The 16,492-nt window shown below is 55.5% G+C and carries 13 protein-coding genes and 1 pseudogene; 4 read left to right on the forward strand and 10 right to left on the reverse strand.

The window, feature by feature from the left end; translation table 11 throughout:
• Window positions 1-120: 120 nt before the first annotated feature.
• Entirely contained in the window at window positions 121-1,182 is a 1,062-nt protein-coding gene (gene msrB, locus CL546_RS02225) for a peptide-methionine (R)-S-oxide reductase MsrB (RefSeq protein WP_290492784.1), read from the forward strand.
• Between the two features lie 72 nt (window positions 1,183-1,254).
• Here the strand turns inward: msrB and CL546_RS02230 are convergent, their stop codons facing one another.
• The 3 genes from CL546_RS02230 to CL546_RS02240 form a co-directional block, all read right to left on the reverse strand.
• Window positions 1,255-2,187, reverse strand: a complete 933-nt coding sequence (locus tag CL546_RS02230) for a DUF808 domain-containing protein (RefSeq protein ID WP_290492785.1) — start codon at window positions 2,185-2,187, stop codon at window positions 1,255-1,257.
• Between the two features lie 54 nt (window positions 2,188-2,241).
• Window positions 2,242-3,606, reverse strand: coding sequence for a Na+/H+ antiporter NhaC family protein (locus tag CL546_RS02235; RefSeq protein ID WP_290492787.1), 1,365 nt, complete (start codon window positions 3,604-3,606; stop codon window positions 2,242-2,244).
• A 208-nt stretch (window positions 3,607-3,814) separates the two neighbouring features.
• Entirely contained in the window at window positions 3,815-7,087 is a 3,273-nt protein-coding gene (locus tag CL546_RS02240) for a carboxyl transferase domain-containing protein (protein ID WP_290492789.1), read from the reverse strand.
• Between the two features lie 239 nt (window positions 7,088-7,326).
• Between CL546_RS02240 and CL546_RS02245 the strand changes: the two genes are divergently transcribed.
• From CL546_RS02245 to CL546_RS02255, 3 genes and pseudogenes are all read left to right on the forward strand, one after another.
• Window positions 7,327-7,782, forward strand: a complete 456-nt coding sequence (locus CL546_RS02245; RefSeq protein ID WP_290492790.1) for a hypothetical protein — start codon at window positions 7,327-7,329, stop codon at window positions 7,780-7,782.
• A gap of 70 nt (window positions 7,783-7,852) precedes the next feature.
• A pseudogene (locus CL546_RS02250) lies at window positions 7,853-8,652 on the forward strand (SDR family NAD(P)-dependent oxidoreductase).
• Window positions 8,653-8,841: 189 nt separating this feature from the next.
• A complete protein-coding gene (locus CL546_RS02255; protein WP_290492792.1) occupies window positions 8,842-9,342 on the forward strand; it encodes a hypothetical protein in 501 nt (166 codons plus the stop codon).
• 189 nt (window positions 9,343-9,531) lie between these two features.
• On the opposite strand, the gene CL546_RS02260 is transcribed toward CL546_RS02255, so the two are convergent.
• The 7 genes from CL546_RS02260 to CL546_RS02290 all read right to left on the reverse strand — a co-directional run.
• Window positions 9,532-10,203 carry a RusA family crossover junction endodeoxyribonuclease gene (locus CL546_RS02260; protein WP_290492793.1) on the reverse strand — a complete coding sequence of 224 codons (672 nt, stop codon included), beginning with the start codon at window positions 10,201-10,203 and terminating at the stop codon, window positions 9,532-9,534.
• Window positions 10,204-10,291: 88 nt separating this feature from the next.
• Window positions 10,292-11,173 (reverse strand): pPIWI-associating nuclease domain-containing protein, encoded by an 882-nt coding sequence (locus tag CL546_RS02265; RefSeq protein WP_290492795.1) that lies wholly within the window; start codon window positions 11,171-11,173, stop codon window positions 10,292-10,294.
• Window positions 11,174-11,544: 371 nt separating this feature from the next.
• Complete coding sequence (locus tag CL546_RS02270) at window positions 11,545-11,967, reverse strand: RDD family protein (protein ID WP_290492797.1); 423 nt, start codon at window positions 11,965-11,967, stop codon at window positions 11,545-11,547.
• A gap of 88 nt (window positions 11,968-12,055) precedes the next feature.
• Complete coding sequence (gene glmS / locus CL546_RS02275; protein ID WP_290492799.1) at window positions 12,056-13,885, reverse strand: glutamine--fructose-6-phosphate transaminase (isomerizing); 1,830 nt, start codon at window positions 13,883-13,885, stop codon at window positions 12,056-12,058.
• Between the two features lie 17 nt (window positions 13,886-13,902).
• Complete coding sequence (glmU, locus tag CL546_RS02280; protein WP_290492801.1) at window positions 13,903-15,261, reverse strand: bifunctional UDP-N-acetylglucosamine diphosphorylase/glucosamine-1-phosphate N-acetyltransferase GlmU; 1,359 nt, start codon at window positions 15,259-15,261, stop codon at window positions 13,903-13,905.
• Between the two features lie 164 nt (window positions 15,262-15,425).
• Complete coding sequence (locus tag CL546_RS02285; RefSeq protein WP_007150605.1) at window positions 15,426-15,848, reverse strand: F0F1 ATP synthase subunit epsilon; 423 nt, start codon at window positions 15,846-15,848, stop codon at window positions 15,426-15,428.
• Window positions 15,849-15,870: 22 nt separating this feature from the next.
• Window positions 15,871-16,492 (reverse strand): ATP synthase beta subunit C-terminal domain-containing protein (locus CL546_RS02290; protein ID WP_463671025.1); only part of this gene is annotated, 622 nt, incomplete at its 5' end.

Consider the following 16,492-nt stretch of genomic DNA (forward strand, 5'->3'; position numbering starts at 1 on the left):
TGGCACCATGACAGATTCCGGCCGCGCGCCCTGTCCGTTTGCGCATACCGGTGATGTAAGCCATAACGGTTTGCAACAAATCGCGACCGGCTGCATCCAATAGGCAGGAGGTAAGCAATTATGCGAGTTATTACATTAATGGGACTGCTGGTGATCAGCGCACCGAGCCTGGCTGCGGAAGCCTATTTTGCCGGTGGCTGTTTCTGGTGTACCGAGTCCGATTTTGAACAACTGGATGGCGTGAGCGAAGCCATTAGTGGCTATGCCGGCGGTGACGAGGCCAACCCCAGCTATGAGCAGGTGGCATCCGGCAGCACCGGGCACACCGAGGCGGTGAAGGTGATCTACGATCCCGAGGTGGTCAGCTATGCCAATCTGGTGACCTGGTTATGGCAACACATTGATCCCACCGATGCGAACGGGCAATTTGTGGACCGTGGCACGCAGTACCGTAGCGAAATTTTTTACCAAACCGCTGACGAGAAAAAAATCGCCGAAGCGTCACGGGCCGCCCTGGAAAAAAGCGGCCGTTTCGATAAACCCATCGTTACCCAGGTCACCAAGCTGGACACTTTCTACCCGGCTGAAGACTACCATCAGGATTACTACAAAACGCATTCCATCAAGTACAAGTATTACCGCTATCGCTCCGGCCGGGACCAGTTCCTGGAGAAACACTGGGATGATCCGAGCCACCGACCCTGGCTTGAAAAAAATGTCACCCAATCATGGCAAGGGCCGGATAATTTTGAACGCCCCAGCGACAACGAACTGAAAAAATCCTTGCCGGAACTGGTCTACAAGGTCACCCGCGAAGACGCCACCGAGCGCGCCTTCCAGAACCGTTACTGGGACAACAAGGCTGCAGGCATTTATGTGGATGTAATCAGTGGCGAACCGCTTTTTTCGTCGAAGGACAAATACAAGTCCGGCACCGGCTGGCCCAGCTTTACCCAGCCCATTGATAAATCCTTTATCACCGTGCACGAGGACAACAGCCTGTTCACCACCCGCACGGAAGTGCGCAGCCGCTATGCGGACTCTCACCTTGGCCACGTTTTCGGTGACGGCCCTGCGCCCACCGGTAAACGCTGGTGCATGAACTCCGCCGCAATGCGGTTTGTTCCCGTCGATCAAATGGCGGAACAGGGTTACGAGAAATACCTCTCTTTATTTGAATAAATGCAACGTAAAAAAGCGCGAACAAGCCTTTTTGTTCGCGCTTTTTTATGCCAGATTTTTTCGTTTTTCCTATTACTTTTTTCTCAACTTCCCTGCCCCGGTGACCAGCAGCAACAGGACGCTTCCGGCAACAATACCCAATACCAGATTGGCCAGCATGGGCACCACAACACTGAGCATTCCTGACAACGGCAATGACGCCATGGCGTCGTCCAGATGATGCAGGACATCGTGGCTACCCGGTAAGCCGTGAAGCAAAATACCGCCCCCTACCAGGAACATGGCCGCCGTACCGGCGATAGAAAGAAATTTCATTAGCCGTGGCGAAAAGCCCACCAGCATTTTCCCCAGTGCTTCGCGAATTTTTCCGCCTTTCTCCCTGGCCGTTTCGATCAGGTGCAAACCCGCGTCATCCATTTTCACGATGCCGGCCACCAGGCCGTAGACGCCAATCGTCATGCCGATGGCAATAATACTGACCACCATCACTTGCTGCGCGAAAGGTGCAGCTTGCACTGTGCCCAGGGCGATCACGATAATTTCTGCAGAAAGGATAAAATCCGTGCGCACTGCGCCTTTAATCTTGTTCTTCTCAAACGCAACCAGATCCACATTCGGATCTGCCATGGCCTTGAGTTTTTCATCATGCTTTTGGGCATCCTCTTCGCCATGGAAAAAAGTATGCGCCAGCTTTTCCACTCCTTCGTAACACAGGTAGGCCCCACCGAGCATCAGCAGCGGTGTAATCAACCAGGGCAAGAAAGCGCTGATCAACAGCGCCGAAGGCACCAGAATAAATTTGTTACGCATGGAGCCTTTGGCTACCGCCCAGACTACCGGCAACTCACGTTCCGCACGAACCCCGGAGGTCTGCTCCGCATTCAACGCCAGATCATCCCCCAATACCCCGGCGGTTTTTTTTGCCGCCACTTTGGTCATTACCGATACATCGTCAAGCACCGCTGCGATGTCATCGAGCAACATTAATAAACTGGTTCCAGCCACGTTATCTATCCTTGTAAATGGAGTTGTGCCTCAACAATTATCTCGCCAAGACTATCACGCCTCGGCGTTCTCTTTATTTGGCAGCGGCAAGCGAGGCCGGTTAATGGCGATCGCCGCGATACCGGCAATGGCCAATGCCCAGCAATAATGGATGGAACCGATCAGCGCCAGAGGGGACAGCTTGGCAATGGAGCACGCCAGCAATACCTGCGCGCCGTAGGGAATCAGTCCCTGAACCACGCAGGAAAAGATATCCAGCAAACTGGCCGAGCGACGCAGATCCACGCCGTGATCATTGGCAATGTCTCGTGCCATCTCGCCGGTGAGCACGATGGCCACGGTGTTGTTGGCCACGAACACATTGGCAAACACCACCAGCAGCGCAATACCCACTTCACCAGCCCGCTGCAGGGGCAATCTGAGCCAGCGAGTCAGGCCGTGGATGCGCTCAATCACCCAGCGGGTGCCGCCCTGATCAGTCATCAGCCGGGACAAGCCACCAATCAGCATGGACAGCAACATGATCTCGAACATGCCTTCGAAGCCCGTGTAGATGGCTCCGTTCATGCTCGCGAGTGTGTAGTCCGGCATCATCACCATGCCGGTCACGCCTGCCGTGACGATGCCCACGATCAGTACCGCCAGCACATTCAGGCCACTGAGCGCCAGCCCGAACACCAGCAGGTAGGGCACCACCAGCGCAAACCGGAAAGGCTCCGCTTTCACCTGGTGTTCCCCCCCACCCAACACGATTAACAGCAACACGGTCAGCGCCGCCGCCGGCACGGCAATCCAGATATTCACGCGGAATTTGTCTTTCAGCGACACACCCTGGCTGCGTGTCGATGCAATGGTGGTATCGGAAATCATCGACAGGTTATCGCCAAACATGGCACCGCCCACCACTGCACCCAGGGCCAGCGGAACGGACAGTTCCGTGGCCCCGGCGAAGCCAGCGGCAATCGGCGCGGTTGCCGCAATGGTGCCCATGGACGTGCCCATGGCGGTGGCGATAAAGGCAGAGATCAGAAACAGGGCCGGTAGCACCCACTCGGCTGGAATGATGGTCAGCCCCAGCTGTACGGTGGCCTCCACACTGCCAATGCTGTCACTGACGCTGGCAAAGGCGCCGGCAAGCAGAAACACCAGACACATAAGCAGCAGATTTGGATGGCCTATGCCTGCCAGCAACCGGTCCACGCTGGTGTTCACCCTTTGCCCGGCCAGCCGGGCCATGAGCATGGACAACACGATGGCCACCATGGCCACCACCGGTGCCTTGATCTGGTAGAACGCGAAGTCGGTGCCGGCGGCCGTGTAGTACAGCCCGCTACCCAGGAACACCACCAGAAAGAACAGCAGCGGAATCAGTGGCCAGGCGCGTGGAGAAGGCGCCGCTGGCGTCATGGGTTCTGTCATGGAAGGCCCCGATCAATCAATGGTCGGCCCAGTGTAGGGACTTCCGCATCATGACGGTAGCAAGGCAGCTCTGACCTTGCCGTAGGAGACAGCCTGCTGGCGATGAGAGCCGAGTTTCGAGTTGCGAGAAGCGAGTTTCGAAAGGCAAAGCCCAAAAGCCACTCGGGCCAGGTTTTCGCAACTCGAAACTCGTCACTCGCTCCTGCCCCTAAAACGTATCCACAAACGGGCGACCACCATGGCGCCCTGTCTGGAATCCGGAGGCATTCAAGCCGCGCAGCAACCACTGGCGACTGTCCATGGGATCAATGACTGCATCGATTTCCAGGAAGCTGGCCATGTTCATCGCCTTGCCCTGCTGGTACGCCTTAGCCACCAGTTTGTCGAACAGCCGCTGCTGTTTTTCCGGCGTGGGCTGCGCCGCCAGCTCCTTGGCAAAGCCCAACCGCACCGCCCCCTCCAGGCCCATGGCGCCGAACTCGGCACTGGGCCAGGCGGCGGTGAACAACGGTGAATGGAAACTGCCGGCGGCCATGGCCTGGGCGCCCAGGCCGTAGCCCTTGCGCAATACCACGGTGAAGAACGGCACCGTCAGGCTGGCGGCGGTGACGAACATGCGCGACACATGCCGCACCGTGGCTTGTTTTTCTGCTTCCGGGCCGACCATAAAGCCGGGGGTATCGCACAGGGACACCATGGGCAGACCAAAAGCCTCGCACAACTGCATAAAGCGCGCAGCCTTGTCGCCACCCACCGCATCGACAGCCCCACCCAAATAGGCCGGGTCGTTGGCAATCAAGCCGAACGGTTTACCTTCAATGCGCACCAGCGCGGTGATCATGCCCGGCGAAAACGCCTTGCGCAGTTCCAGTACCGACCCGCTATCCGCCATGGTTTCAATTACCGCACGCATGTCATAAACACGCGTGCGTTTTTCCGGAATGCGATGGCGCAATTCACGCTGATCCGCTGCCTGCCAGTCTTTCACTGTGCCCTGGAAATAGGACAGGTACTGCTTGGCCACCGCCACCGCTTCGGCTTCATCTTTCACCCGCACATCCACCACCCCGTTAGGGGCCTGCACACTCACTGGCCCCACCTGTTCCGGGGTAAAACGGCCCAGGCCACCGCCCTCGATCATGGCCGGCCCGGCCATACCGATGGAGGCATCCTCGGTGGCAATGATCACATCGCAGCAACCCAGCAGCGCCGCGTTACCCGCAAAGCAGCGACCGGAGCCAATACCCACCAACGGCACCTCACCGGACAGTTTCGCCATGGCTGCAAAGGTGTGGCAGTCGAGCCCGGCCACGCCGACAAAATCCGTATCCCCGGGCCGCCCCCCTCCGCCTTCAGCAAACAGCACCAGCGGCATTTTCCATTGCCCGGCCAGCTGCAACAGACGATCGGTTTTCTTGTGGTTCATCATCCCCTGAGTGCCGGCAAACACGGTGTAGTCGTAGCTCAAGGCCATGACACGGGCGGCCTGTTCACCAAACGGATCGGCATTGACCGTGCCGGTACCGCCGATCAGGCCATCCGCCGGACTCAGGATCTGCAGCTCTTCTGCACTGCGGCGGCGACGCTGGGCGGCCAGTGCCATGGCGCCGTATTCCTGAAAACTGTCCGCATCAAGCAGGTCATCGATATTTTCCCGGGCGGTGCGCTTGCCCTTGCTGTGCCGCTTCTCCACCGCATGCGGACGCCCTTCGTCGCTGATCGCATGGTGTCGATCCAGTACATCAGCCAGATCCTGGCGGATATATTCCAGATCCACACTTTCTTCGGTGGCGATGGCATCGCCTTCCACCTCACCCGGCGCTACAAACAACAGCGGTGCCCCTTCACTGATAGCGTCACCCTCATTTACCGCCAGGCCCTGCACCCGGCCCGCCAACGTGGCACGCACTTCGAATTCCATCTTCATGGCTTCCAGTACGGCTACCACCTGGCCGCCCTGCACCGCCTCACCCACTTGCACCAGTAACGAGACCAGCACCCCGGTGGTAGGGCTGACCACAGCATCACAGCCGGGAGGCGTCGCCAGTGTCTGCGCTGGCGAGACAGAAGCGGTGGCAGGTTGTGCCGCTGAAGACGTTTCCGGCAATGCCGCCATCAGCTCAGACAAATGCGCTTCCACAAAACGGGTGGTGACGGTGTTAGCCTGCAGCGCATCGCTACCAAGCAACGCCTGCAACAACGGCAGATTACTTTGCACGCCGTCAATGCGGGTCTGTTTCAGGGCGCGACGGGCGCGCTGCAGCACCGCTTCATAATTGGCACCGCTGACAATCAGTTTGGCCAGCAGGGAATCGTAGGCCGGGCTCACTGCGTAACCGGCATACCCATAACCATCCACCCGAATGCCCGGACCATTGGCCGGCTCATAGGCCGTGAGCGTGCCCACCGCCGGCGTGGTGCTGCCGTCTGCCTTGAGGGTTTCCAGATTCAGGCGCAGCTGCACCGCCATGCCTTCACAAATCGGGGCGGTTTCCAGATTCAGATCAGCAAGACTCGCCCCCGCCGCCAGACGAATCTGCGTCTGTACCAGGTCCACCCCGGTAACCTGCTCGGTGACGGTATGCTCCACCTGCACTCGGGGGTTGGCTTCCATAAAGAAGTAGCGACCTGCGTCCGGTTCCACCAGAAACTCAAAGGTGCCGATGCCCAGATAGTTCACCTCGGCGGCCAGGGTCAGGGCACTGTCGATAATGCGGTCGCGCAGAGCGGGGGCCAGCCCCGGCGCCGGGGCAAACTCCACCAGCTTCTGATGGCGGCGCTGCAGGGTGCAGTCGCGCCCCCACAGATGGCTCACCGCCCCGGAGCCGTCACCCAACACCTGCACTTCGATATGCCGGGCAGCCGTGACCAGCTGCTCCACATACACCGCCTCGTTGCCGAAAGCCGCTTTCGCTTCCGATTGGCAGCGCTGATACGCCGCTTCCAATGCCGCCGGGTCAGTAACCGCTCGCATACCGCGCCCGCCACCGCCGCTCAGCGCCTTGATCATCACGCCACTGCCGTCGAGGGACGCCATAAACGTCTGAGCTTCTGTCAGCGTCACCGCCTGAGCCGTGCCCTGCACCAGCGGCACCTGACACTGTGCCGCTAACGCCCGGGCGGCCGCCTTGTCGCCAAACAGCCGCAGGGTCTGCGCCCCCGGCCCGATCAGGGTCAGGCCAGCCTCAGCACACAGGTCCGCAAAGTCGGCGTTCTCGGCCAGAAACCCGTAACCCGGATGGATGGCCTCACAGCCCCGCTCCCTGGCGATGGCAATCAGCTGCGCCCCATCCAGATACGCCGCCACGCCGCGCCCGGGCAACGCTACCGGGTCATCCACCTGGCGAGTGTGCAGCGATGCCTGATCATCCTCGGCAAACACCCCCACGGAACGAATCCCCAGATCCGCACAGGCATTGGCAATACGAATGGCAATCTCGCCGCGGTTGGCGATCAGGATGGCAGAAAACGGGACAGGCACGGCGGACTCCAGTCTTAGATTCGGCGGCAAAGACCACAGTGTAGCCAGTTGGGGTTATCGATGGCATTGATCGGTACGCATAACCGCTTATGCATCAGGTTAATGCAGGCAGCGCCAGACAAGCACCACCGGCATCCTTGGCAGGGCGCGAGAATTCCGCTCTGTGCCGTGCTAACTTTCCCGTTCAGATTGGCAACCACCAGAGCGCTGGGGCCCTGGTCACACCAGAAGGGATAATCATGTTACGGATCGCTACCCTCCATGGGTTACTGCTTGGCTTGCTGCTTGCTTCCTTCAAGACCACCGCTGCCGGGCTAACCGGACTGTGGGTTGGCTACTATAGTTATACGGATAATCACCGCGTGCCCATGTCCGTAGCAATTCAATCAGATGGCCAACAATTCGTTGGGCAGATGATCGAACCCAACACCTCGAAGAATCCATCCGATGTGGGCCGTCCCGCCATTATCTTCGGCACTGTTAACGGCACCGCGGTGGTGTTCAACAAGGCGTACTTTTCCGATGTTGAGAGCACCAACCCCGTAATGCTCAAAGACGACACCAACCGGGTTCGCTACGAACTGGAGGCCACCGACAATGGCCAAACACTGTTTGGGCGGTGGTCCGTCGGCGGCATGTCCGGCAGGGCAACGTTCAAGCGGATCTCCGCAAACATCGTAGACAAGCTGCCATAGGGCAAGCCCGTGATTTATTGCCGGACTCACTTTTTTCTTTTCCCGAAAAACGATTTCAAGAGCACCAACCATGGATTTAGCACTCACGCATAAAACCGCACTGGTCAGCGGGGCTCACCGTGGCACTGGCCATGTCATTGCCCGCACGTTGGCAGAAGAAGGCGCAACGGTCGCGCTTCATGCGTTTACCCAGCCGCAAGCCGACGAAGCCATGGCAGCCATCACCGATCCGGCGCTCAATATCGTCCCGGTGGTGGGAGACCTGCTCACCGATGACGGTGCCCAGCAAGTGATGAATCAACTGGCGCAACAGGGCTTGCAGATCGACATCCTGGTGAATAATTACGGTACTGCGCTAATGGGAAAATGGGATTCCCTCACCACCGAACAGTGGCTGGAAGCCACCAATGTTAATGTGCTCAGCGCCGTGCGCCTGATTCAGCACTGCACGCCACACATGAGGGAAAGCCAGTGGGACGCATCATCAATCTCAGCACCATTGGCGACCATCAACCGAATGCCATCATGCCGCACTACTACGGTGCCAAGGCCGCGCTCTCTAATGCTTCCGTGAGCCTGGCCAAAGAACTCAGCCATACAGGCATCACCGTTAATACCGTCTCCCCCGGCCTGATTCACACGCCAGAAGTGGAACGCGCCTACCAGGCAAGGGCCCAGCAAAAAGGCTGGCCCACGGATTGGGACGTCTTACAGGACAAAATTGTCGAGAGCGATTTCCCCAACCCCTGCGGCCGTCTGGCCACCCGCCAGGAAGTAGCGGACCTGGTGGTGTTCCTGGCCAGCCCGAGGGCCGGGTTTATTAACGGGCAGAATATTCGCGTGGATGGAGGTGCGGTTCGGTATGTTTGAATTATTTGTGAATACACGGGACAAGACTTGGCAACAATAGCCAGACTCCAGTGACTATGGCTTCTATAGAAAAAAAGGGGGAAACATCAGAATCATAAAGTGGTTTATTGCAACGGTTTCCATTGCACTAGCACTGGTTATTACCGACGTGTATGTAGAGGATTTGGTTTTTTTAGAAGCGGCGCCAGCATGGCTGCAGAAGTAGACGTTGATATGGCCGACGCCCTTCAAACCTTTGACGACACCTGCATGAAGCAAACAATTTATAAAGCGAAACCAGATGGTATAACCAAGGCATTCATCGCCGCTGGCATGACAAGCCCTAACGCAACCGGGCAATCGAACCCGGAGAATCCAATCTCTGGTTACACGGTTTCCAGGCCTGATGATGGCGGCTACGAATGTATCATTCGCTTTACTAGCGTTGAGGATATTAAAAAAGTCATGGTGCCAACATTTATAGCGTTCACCAAGACGCGAATAAGAAAGGCCATGACGCAAGCCCAGGACGCGTTTGTCTTCAACGCCTCTGCGAACAATTCCGCTAGCCCTGTCATTCGCCATTTCGCTGATTCGGATCTAGCGTATTACGTCATTTTTAGACCAGATAACGATACCTTGAGCCATCAGTTGCAGCTGATCTCGATCCCTATCGCATTTTTGGAAGCCCATTCTCAAGTTTCACCCTAGAAAAATCATACCGGGAGCAAGGGACACATTTTCTTGGGTATCCTCGATTGAGCTGGTGCCGTGCATCTAAGCGCACGATGCAAGACCTGACCCCGGATATCGGATCTAGAAAGAGACACAACTACAAAACACCAGAGGAAATCTACTATGCCTACTGATCTGGATTACTGTCGCGGTTCAAGCTTGATACTAGGCCACATACTCGTCACTCGAAACCACCGCAAAACCGTTTACCCGCGTCCGGTGAAAGGGTCTCGGGCACAACAAAAGAGTCGAAGCCCATGGGTACGATCCACCAAGCGATAGGATTTTTTCTTTCATATCTGTTCTATCGTTTAAGATCTTGCACCAAGTCTTTCGCGCATCTTGAGGGATATTTTTAGGACTTGGGACGCATAGGCCATTGCCCAGGTTGATAAAGACCACATCATCAATTGGGTGCCAATCACCAGGCGTAAAATCAATACGAACACTGATGTGCTCTTTGCCAGAATTCGAATGCGACCAAGCCACATTTAAGCCACGAACTTGGCAATCGTCGATAAACAACCCATCTGGGCCTGTTAGCGCATCTATAGTTGGCTTAAGAGCGTTGTCTATATCTGCACTAGCATCGGTTTCATATCTACTTTTTGCAGATATCCACCACCGAAATTCGATATGAATATCGCCAATAAAAATGAACTTGTTTCCCTTGTATGAGTTCCTAACTCGTTGCTCATACTCATCTCTTGCTGCTCTCTTCGCTTGTACAGAAACAGGCGAGCCAGGAATCTGAAATTCATATGTGCCAAATGGTGGAGGGCACTCTCCGCGCTTTGCCGCCTCTAACTCTTCTAATAATTCTTCATCAGAGTCCATTAGATTCCCTTTTCTGGGCTAACGCCGGCCATCACCGCTGCCAAAACCGCAGCGAAGCGGAGGTTTTGGCATCCGGTGCATGGCTTGGTTATGCATGACGACAGATTGAAAACAGGTACGAAATCCCACCTTCAACCCTAGTTTTGATCGATAGTAACTTTGTGATGCCGAATTTCCCAGATGATCCATGAGTGCCATCATTGAAAACACGAAAAAGGCTGAGAACATTTTTGACATCCTCATCCACAAAATTGACAGCTTCTTCTGTGAGTATTCCGGAACGCCCCAGCAGGTACTTAATTTTCTCTTTGCGCGTTGGCTGGCCTTGAGGAGTCTTATCGCACTCTGGTGCTTTCTCCAACACTTTTTCATCAGGCGCGTTGATATCTAAAATTTGAACAAAGACTTCGCGAGCACTTGTGCAGAAATGTCGAGCCGCATCCGGGTTTTCTGGATTCAAAGAGAATAAGGCTCCCTTCCAGCGATTGCTCAACTCGGGCGACAACTCTTGCAGCATTTCGTCTATTTCAGTGCGAAGGAGATCGGATTGGTGCCCTTCGTCATCCTCAGCGTCAGATTCGAGTGCGTTGGAAAGAGCTAAACTATTCGCATTTTCTTGCTCTGATCTGTCTAAAAAGTCATAGCCAATGTTGGAGTGTTCAAAATCATTCTCTCTAGCATCTAGGCGCTCATAATAAGTATTGAGTGTAATGGCTGAACTTCTAACGACCTGGTAATGGGACGAGCTAGACGACCTCATTTTTCGGAGTTCAGAATCGATTTTTTGTCGATTGGCCCTAACCCTCGCATTGTGTTTTCTTACTTCGCTATTGTATCTATTAACTGCCTGTTTAACTTTTTGATTATGCTGCCTGACCTCACGGTTATACTTGGCTATAGCCTGTTTTTGTTTATTCTGTGCCTGCCTGAGCTTGCTACGCATTTGTGCGGGACTTATTTTTCTTGGCATGCAAGCCTCCTATTCATTTTCTGCATAACAGCGTATTAGGTCGAACGATTCGACATATCTTTTTTCGACATAATTCGGAACCCTAAACCACCTGCCAAGCAGTTAATATTTCAATGCTTTCAGTGAGTTAAGACACAAGCAAAAACCCTTCTCATAATGCAAAACTCGAACGACCGGGTTATTTCCTGCAACTTCCCCCCACTCCAGCCTGCTCCTTCTTATTCAAAGTCACTCTATATCAACCAATTAGCATTTTCTGTAAGCCATATCTTACAAGCCAAATAGGCCTTTCTGTTGAGCACGCCGTTCGAGATCAGAGCGCTGGCGATTGGGGTCTTGCACCGTGCGCTCGGGTGACGCCGGACGTACGATCAGCTTTCTTCCTTTTCACCGGCGTTTCCGCCAACGTAAATGACACGCGTACCAGCCATCATGTCATGAAATGCTTTTTGCTCCCTGGAAACCAGCACCGGAATAAAGAAGAAGACATTCAGGGAGACCACCAACGAGAACAGCAGGCAGCGGCGAAACCATTGAAAGCCGGATGGAGGGTGGCCGGTCTGCGCATCCACGACCTTCAAGTCGAAGAGCCGTTTCCCCAGGTGAATACCCGTCAACCAGTACACAAAAAAACCCAAGGGTATCGCCAGCAGCATCAAGACTTCAACAGGCATATAACCTGTCACTAGTCCGGCTTCCACGGCGATTTTATTGCTTAGCATGATTACGCCTGACACCAGCACCAGATCAATGATGAATGCCGGAATCCTGAGCAGAGCTGTCTTCATTTCCATATGCGAAGTCCTTTTTATTCTTTTGTTCAAGACAATAAAAAGCCCGGCAACGCCGGGCTCGTTATTGACTATTAATTATTCACTGCCTTTATTCAACCGTCACCGACTTGGCCAGATTCCGCGGCTGATCCACATCGGTCCCGCGCAACACCGCCACATGATAGCTGAGCAGCTGCAGCGGAACGGTATAGACGATGGGGGAGATGGTTTCCGGTATCGCTGGCATGTTCAGCACGTGGATACCTTCGCCTTCTTTTACATGGGCGTTCTTGTCGGCGAAGACATACAGTTCGCCGCCACGGGCACGCACTTCCTGCAGGTTGGATTTCAGTTTTTCCAGCAGCTCATCGTTAGGCGCCACGGACACCACCGGCATTTCGCTGTCGACCAGCGCCAAGGGACCATGCTTCAACTCACCCGCTGCATAGGCTTCGGCGTGAATGTAGGAAATTTCCTTGAGCTTGAGCGCCCCTTCCAGGGCCACCGGGAACTGCACGCCACGGCCCAGGAACAGGGCATGGTGTTTTTCCACGAAGGCTTCGGAAAGTTTTTCGATGGGCTTGTCCAGCGCGGCAGCCTGTTCAATCAGGTTGGGCAGCTGGCGCAACTCTTTCAGGACTTTTTCAATCTCGTTATCCGCCAGTCCTTTTTGTCGGCCCAGTGCCAACACCAGCATTAACAACCCAACCAATTGGGTAGTAAATGCCTTGGTGGACGCGACACCGATTTCCGGGCCAGCCTTGGTCAGGAACACCAGCTCCGATTCTCGCACCAAGGAGGAACTATCCACGTTGCACACCGCCAGGCGACCCACGTAGTTGGGTGACTGGGTGTCGCGCAAAGCCGCCAGGGTATCGGCGGTTTCACCACTTTGAGAAATGGTGACGAACAGAGTGCCTTCTGGCACCACGTGCTTGCGGTAGCGGAACTCGCTGGCCACTTCCACCTGACAGGGAATGCCGGCGATGTCTTCCAGCCAGTAACGGGCCACCATACCAGCGTGATAGCTTGTGCCGCAGGCGACGATCTGGACGGTCTTTACCTTGTCGAAAATCGCCGGGGCTTTTTCGCCGAAGGCCTCGATCAGACTGGCCGGGTTGTCGATACGACCTTCCAGGGTTTTCTGGATTGCCGCCGGCTGCTCGAAGATTTCCTTCTGCATGTAGTGGCGGTATTCACCCTTTTCCGCATCTTCATGGGTGCCGTCGAACTCGTGGGCTTCACGGATTGCCGGATTGCCGGCTGCATCCACAATACGCACGCTGTCAGTAGTGATTTCTGCCTGGTCACCTTCTTCAAGGAAGATAAAGCGGTTGGTCACCGGCAACAATGCCAGCTGATCCGACGCGATGTAGTTTTCATCAATGCCCAGGCCAATGACCAGCGGGCTGCCGGAGCGTACGGTGACCAGCTTGTGCGGTTCTGAGGCATGAATAACACCCAGTGCGTAAGCGCCATCCAGCTTTTTGGTGACCGCCTGCACGGCGTCAAAAAGGTTCAGGCCGGTATCCAGTGCCTGGTGTACCAGGTGGACGATGACTTCCGTATCAGTCTGTGATTCGAAGTGGTAGCCGCTGGCTTCCAGTTCGTCTTTCAATTCCTGAAAATTCTCGATGATACCGTTGTGTACCAGAGCCAGATCACCACCGGACATGTGCGGATGGGCATTGGCTTCTGACGGCTTGCCATGGGTGGCCCAACGGGTATGAGCAATGCCGGTGAAGCCTTGCGTCTGTTCTTGCGTGGCGGCCTCTTCCAAACCGGCAACCTTACCCTGACGACGCACGCGGCTAATACCGCTGTCATTCAACAGTGCCACACCGGCGCTGTCATAACCCCGGTACTCAAGCCGCTTGAGCCCGGTGATCAAGATGTTTGTCACGTTACGCTGGGCAATGGCCCCGACAATTCCGCACATAAACGCTATTCCTTCCCTTACCCTTTCTTCGGGCGCTGCCAGTTGGCCACATTGCGTTGCTGGCCACGGGCAACCGCCAGGCCATTGTCATCCACATCCTTGGTGATAGTGCTACCTGCACCAACGGTGGCGTTTTCGCCAATCGTTACAGGAGCAACCAGCGACGAGTTGGAGCCAATAAAAGCACCGTCTTTCATCACTGTCTGGAATTTGTTGGCGCCATCGTAGTTGCAGGTAATCGTCCCTGCGCCCACGTTTACTCCTTTACCAATCTGGCTGTCACCGATGTAGGTCAGGTGATTCACCTTTGAGCCTTCGCCGATATAGGACTTTTTGGTTTCGACAAAGTTGCCAACCTTGGCGTTATCGGCCAGCTCGGTGCCCGGCCGCAAGCGAGCATAAGGACCTAGCTGGCAGTTTTCCCCAACGATTGCGCCATCTATCAGGGTATTGGCTTCGATCACCGTGCCGGCGCCAATATTGGCGTCGCGTAAAACACAGTTGGGACCGATGATCACGCCTTCTTCGATGGTCACGTCGCCATCGAGGATGACGTTGACGTCAATAATCACGTCGCTGGCAATTTGCACGCTGCCGCGAATATCCAGGCGGGCCGGATCACGCAGGGTGACGCCATCACGCATCAGGGTTTCCGCCTGGGCCTGCTGGAAAATACGCTCCAGTCTTGCCAACTGAACACGGTCATTTACCCCATCCACTTCCCAACCTTCATTGGGCTGCAGGGTTTCCACGTTCAGACCGGACTGTGAGGCCATGGCAATCAGGTCAGTGAGATAATATTCGCCCTGAGCATTGTTGCTGGACAGTTTGGGCAGGCTTTCTTCCAGAAAACGGCGAGAGCACGCCAGTATGCCGGTATTGATTTCCTGAATGCCCAACTCGGCTTCGCTGGCATCTTTCTGTTCGACGATGCGCTGCACGTTGTTCTGTCCATCACGGACGATGCGGCCGTAGCCATTGGGGTTGTTCAGGGTCAGCGTCATCAGCGCCAGGGTGTTGTCGTCCACTGAGGCAACAAACTCTTTCAGGGTGTCTGGTCGAATCAGCGGCACATCACCGTATAGCACCAGCACCATGTCTTCTTTCACATGAGGCATGGCCTGCGCGACCGCATGACCGGTACCGAGCTGTTCGGCCTGCTCTGCCCAGGCCAGCTGCTCACCGGTGACGGTGGCTTTTACCTGCTCACCACCGTGACCATATACAATGATGATGTTGGCCGGATCCAGCGACGCCGCTGCATCGACCACGTGCTGCACCATGGGCTTCCCTGCCACTGCGTGGAGCACCTTGGGCAGGGCGCTTTTCATTCGCGTTCCCTTGCCCGCCGCCAGAATCACTACTGCTAGACTCATACCCTATCCTTGTCTTTTTGCTTGCGCCAGTGCCTTGTTATACCACCGCGTCACTTCAGTTTCTGTACTTGTACCCTGTTTATCCAGGCCATCTCACAATGACAGAAACAAAAAAGGGTAGCACTTGGCTACCCCCTTCTGTGTTGAAGAATTGCAAAAGATGCTTACCGCGTCTTTTTCTTCAACTGTTCGATGGCACGCAGCTGTGCAACGGCTTCTGCCAGAGTGGCGGCGGCACGGGAGTAATCCATTTCGGAACTCTTGCCTTCCAGCGCTTCTTTGGCACGGGCCTTGGCACGCTCGGCTTCTGCAGCGTCCATGTTTTCAGCGCGTTCTGCGGTATCAGCCAGTACGGTCACCAGCTTGGGCTGCACTTCCAGGAAGCCGCCGGATACGTAGAACACTTCTTCTTCACCATTCTGCTTCTTCACCCGTACCGGGCCCGGCTTGAGCCGGGTCAGCAGCGGGGCGTGGCCAGGCATGATACCGAGGTCACCTTCCACACCGGAAGCTACCACGATTTCAACCAGGCCGGAGAACAGCTGGCGTTCTGCACTTACAATGTCGCAATGCACGGTCATCGCCATTTGCTTGTCTCCCGGGTGCAGGTTACTTGCTACGCTTGTTGTAGGCTTCGATCACTTCGTCGATAGAGCCCTTCATGTAGAAGTCCTGCTCCGGGATGTGATCGTAATCACCGCCAAGAATGCCCTTGAAGCCCGCGAGGGTGTCTTTCAGGGAAACATACTTGCCCGGGGAGCCAGTAAATACTTCGGCCACGAAGAACGGCTGGGACAGGTAACGCTCGATCTTACGGGCACGAGATACAATCAGTTTATCGTCTTCTGACAGCTCGTCCATACCCAGAATCGCGATGATGTCCTTCAGCTCTTTGAAGCGCTGCAGCACGGTTTGAACGCCACGAGCGATGTCGTAGTGCTCTTGACCAATCACCAGCGGATCCAGCTGACGTGAAGTGGAATCCAGCGGATCGATCGCCGGGTAAATACCCTTGGAGGCGATGTCACGGCTCAGTGATACAGTGGAATCCAGGTGCGCAAAGGTGGTTGCCGGAGACGGGTCAGTCAAGTCATCCGCAGGTACGTATACCGCCTGTACGGAGGTAATGGAGCCGGTCTTGGTGGAAGTAATACGTTCCTGCAGAACGCCCATCTCTTCCGCCAGGGTCGGCTGGTAACCTACCGCTGAAGGCATACGGCCCAGCAGTGCA

The sequence above is a fragment of the Alcanivorax sp. genome, assembly GCF_002726155.1.
Classification (GTDB): Bacteria; Pseudomonadota; Gammaproteobacteria; order Pseudomonadales; family Alcanivoracaceae; genus Alcanivorax.

What these genes read in the sequence shown, in the direction of transcription:
- msrB (WP_290492784.1), top strand. Translation starts at nt 121, where the DNA reads ATGCGAGTTATTACATTAATGGGACTGCTGGTGATCAGCGCACCGAGC.
- CL546_RS02235 (WP_290492787.1), bottom strand. Translation starts at nt 3,606, where the DNA reads ATGACAGAACCCATGACGCCAGCGGCGCCTTCTCCACGCGCCTGGCCA.
- CL546_RS02245 (WP_290492790.1), top strand. Translation starts at nt 7,327, where the DNA reads ATGTTACGGATCGCTACCCTCCATGGGTTACTGCTTGGCTTGCTGCTT.
- CL546_RS02255 (WP_290492792.1), top strand. Translation starts at nt 8,842, where the DNA reads ATGGCTGCAGAAGTAGACGTTGATATGGCCGACGCCCTTCAAACCTTT.
- CL546_RS02260 (WP_290492793.1), bottom strand. Translation starts at nt 10,203, where the DNA reads ATGGACTCTGATGAAGAATTATTAGAAGAGTTAGAGGCGGCAAAGCGC.
- CL546_RS02265 (WP_290492795.1), bottom strand. Translation starts at nt 11,173, where the DNA reads ATGCCAAGAAAAATAAGTCCCGCACAAATGCGTAGCAAGCTCAGGCAG.
- CL546_RS02270 (WP_290492797.1), bottom strand. Translation starts at nt 11,967, where the DNA reads ATGGAAATGAAGACAGCTCTGCTCAGGATTCCGGCATTCATCATTGAT.
- glmS (WP_290492799.1), bottom strand. Translation starts at nt 13,885, where the DNA reads ATGTGCGGAATTGTCGGGGCCATTGCCCAGCGTAACGTGACAAACATC.
- glmU (WP_290492801.1), bottom strand. Translation starts at nt 15,261, where the DNA reads ATGAGTCTAGCAGTAGTGATTCTGGCGGCGGGCAAGGGAACGCGAATG.
- CL546_RS02285 (WP_007150605.1), bottom strand. Translation starts at nt 15,848, where the DNA reads ATGGCGATGACCGTGCATTGCGACATTGTAAGTGCAGAACGCCAGCTG.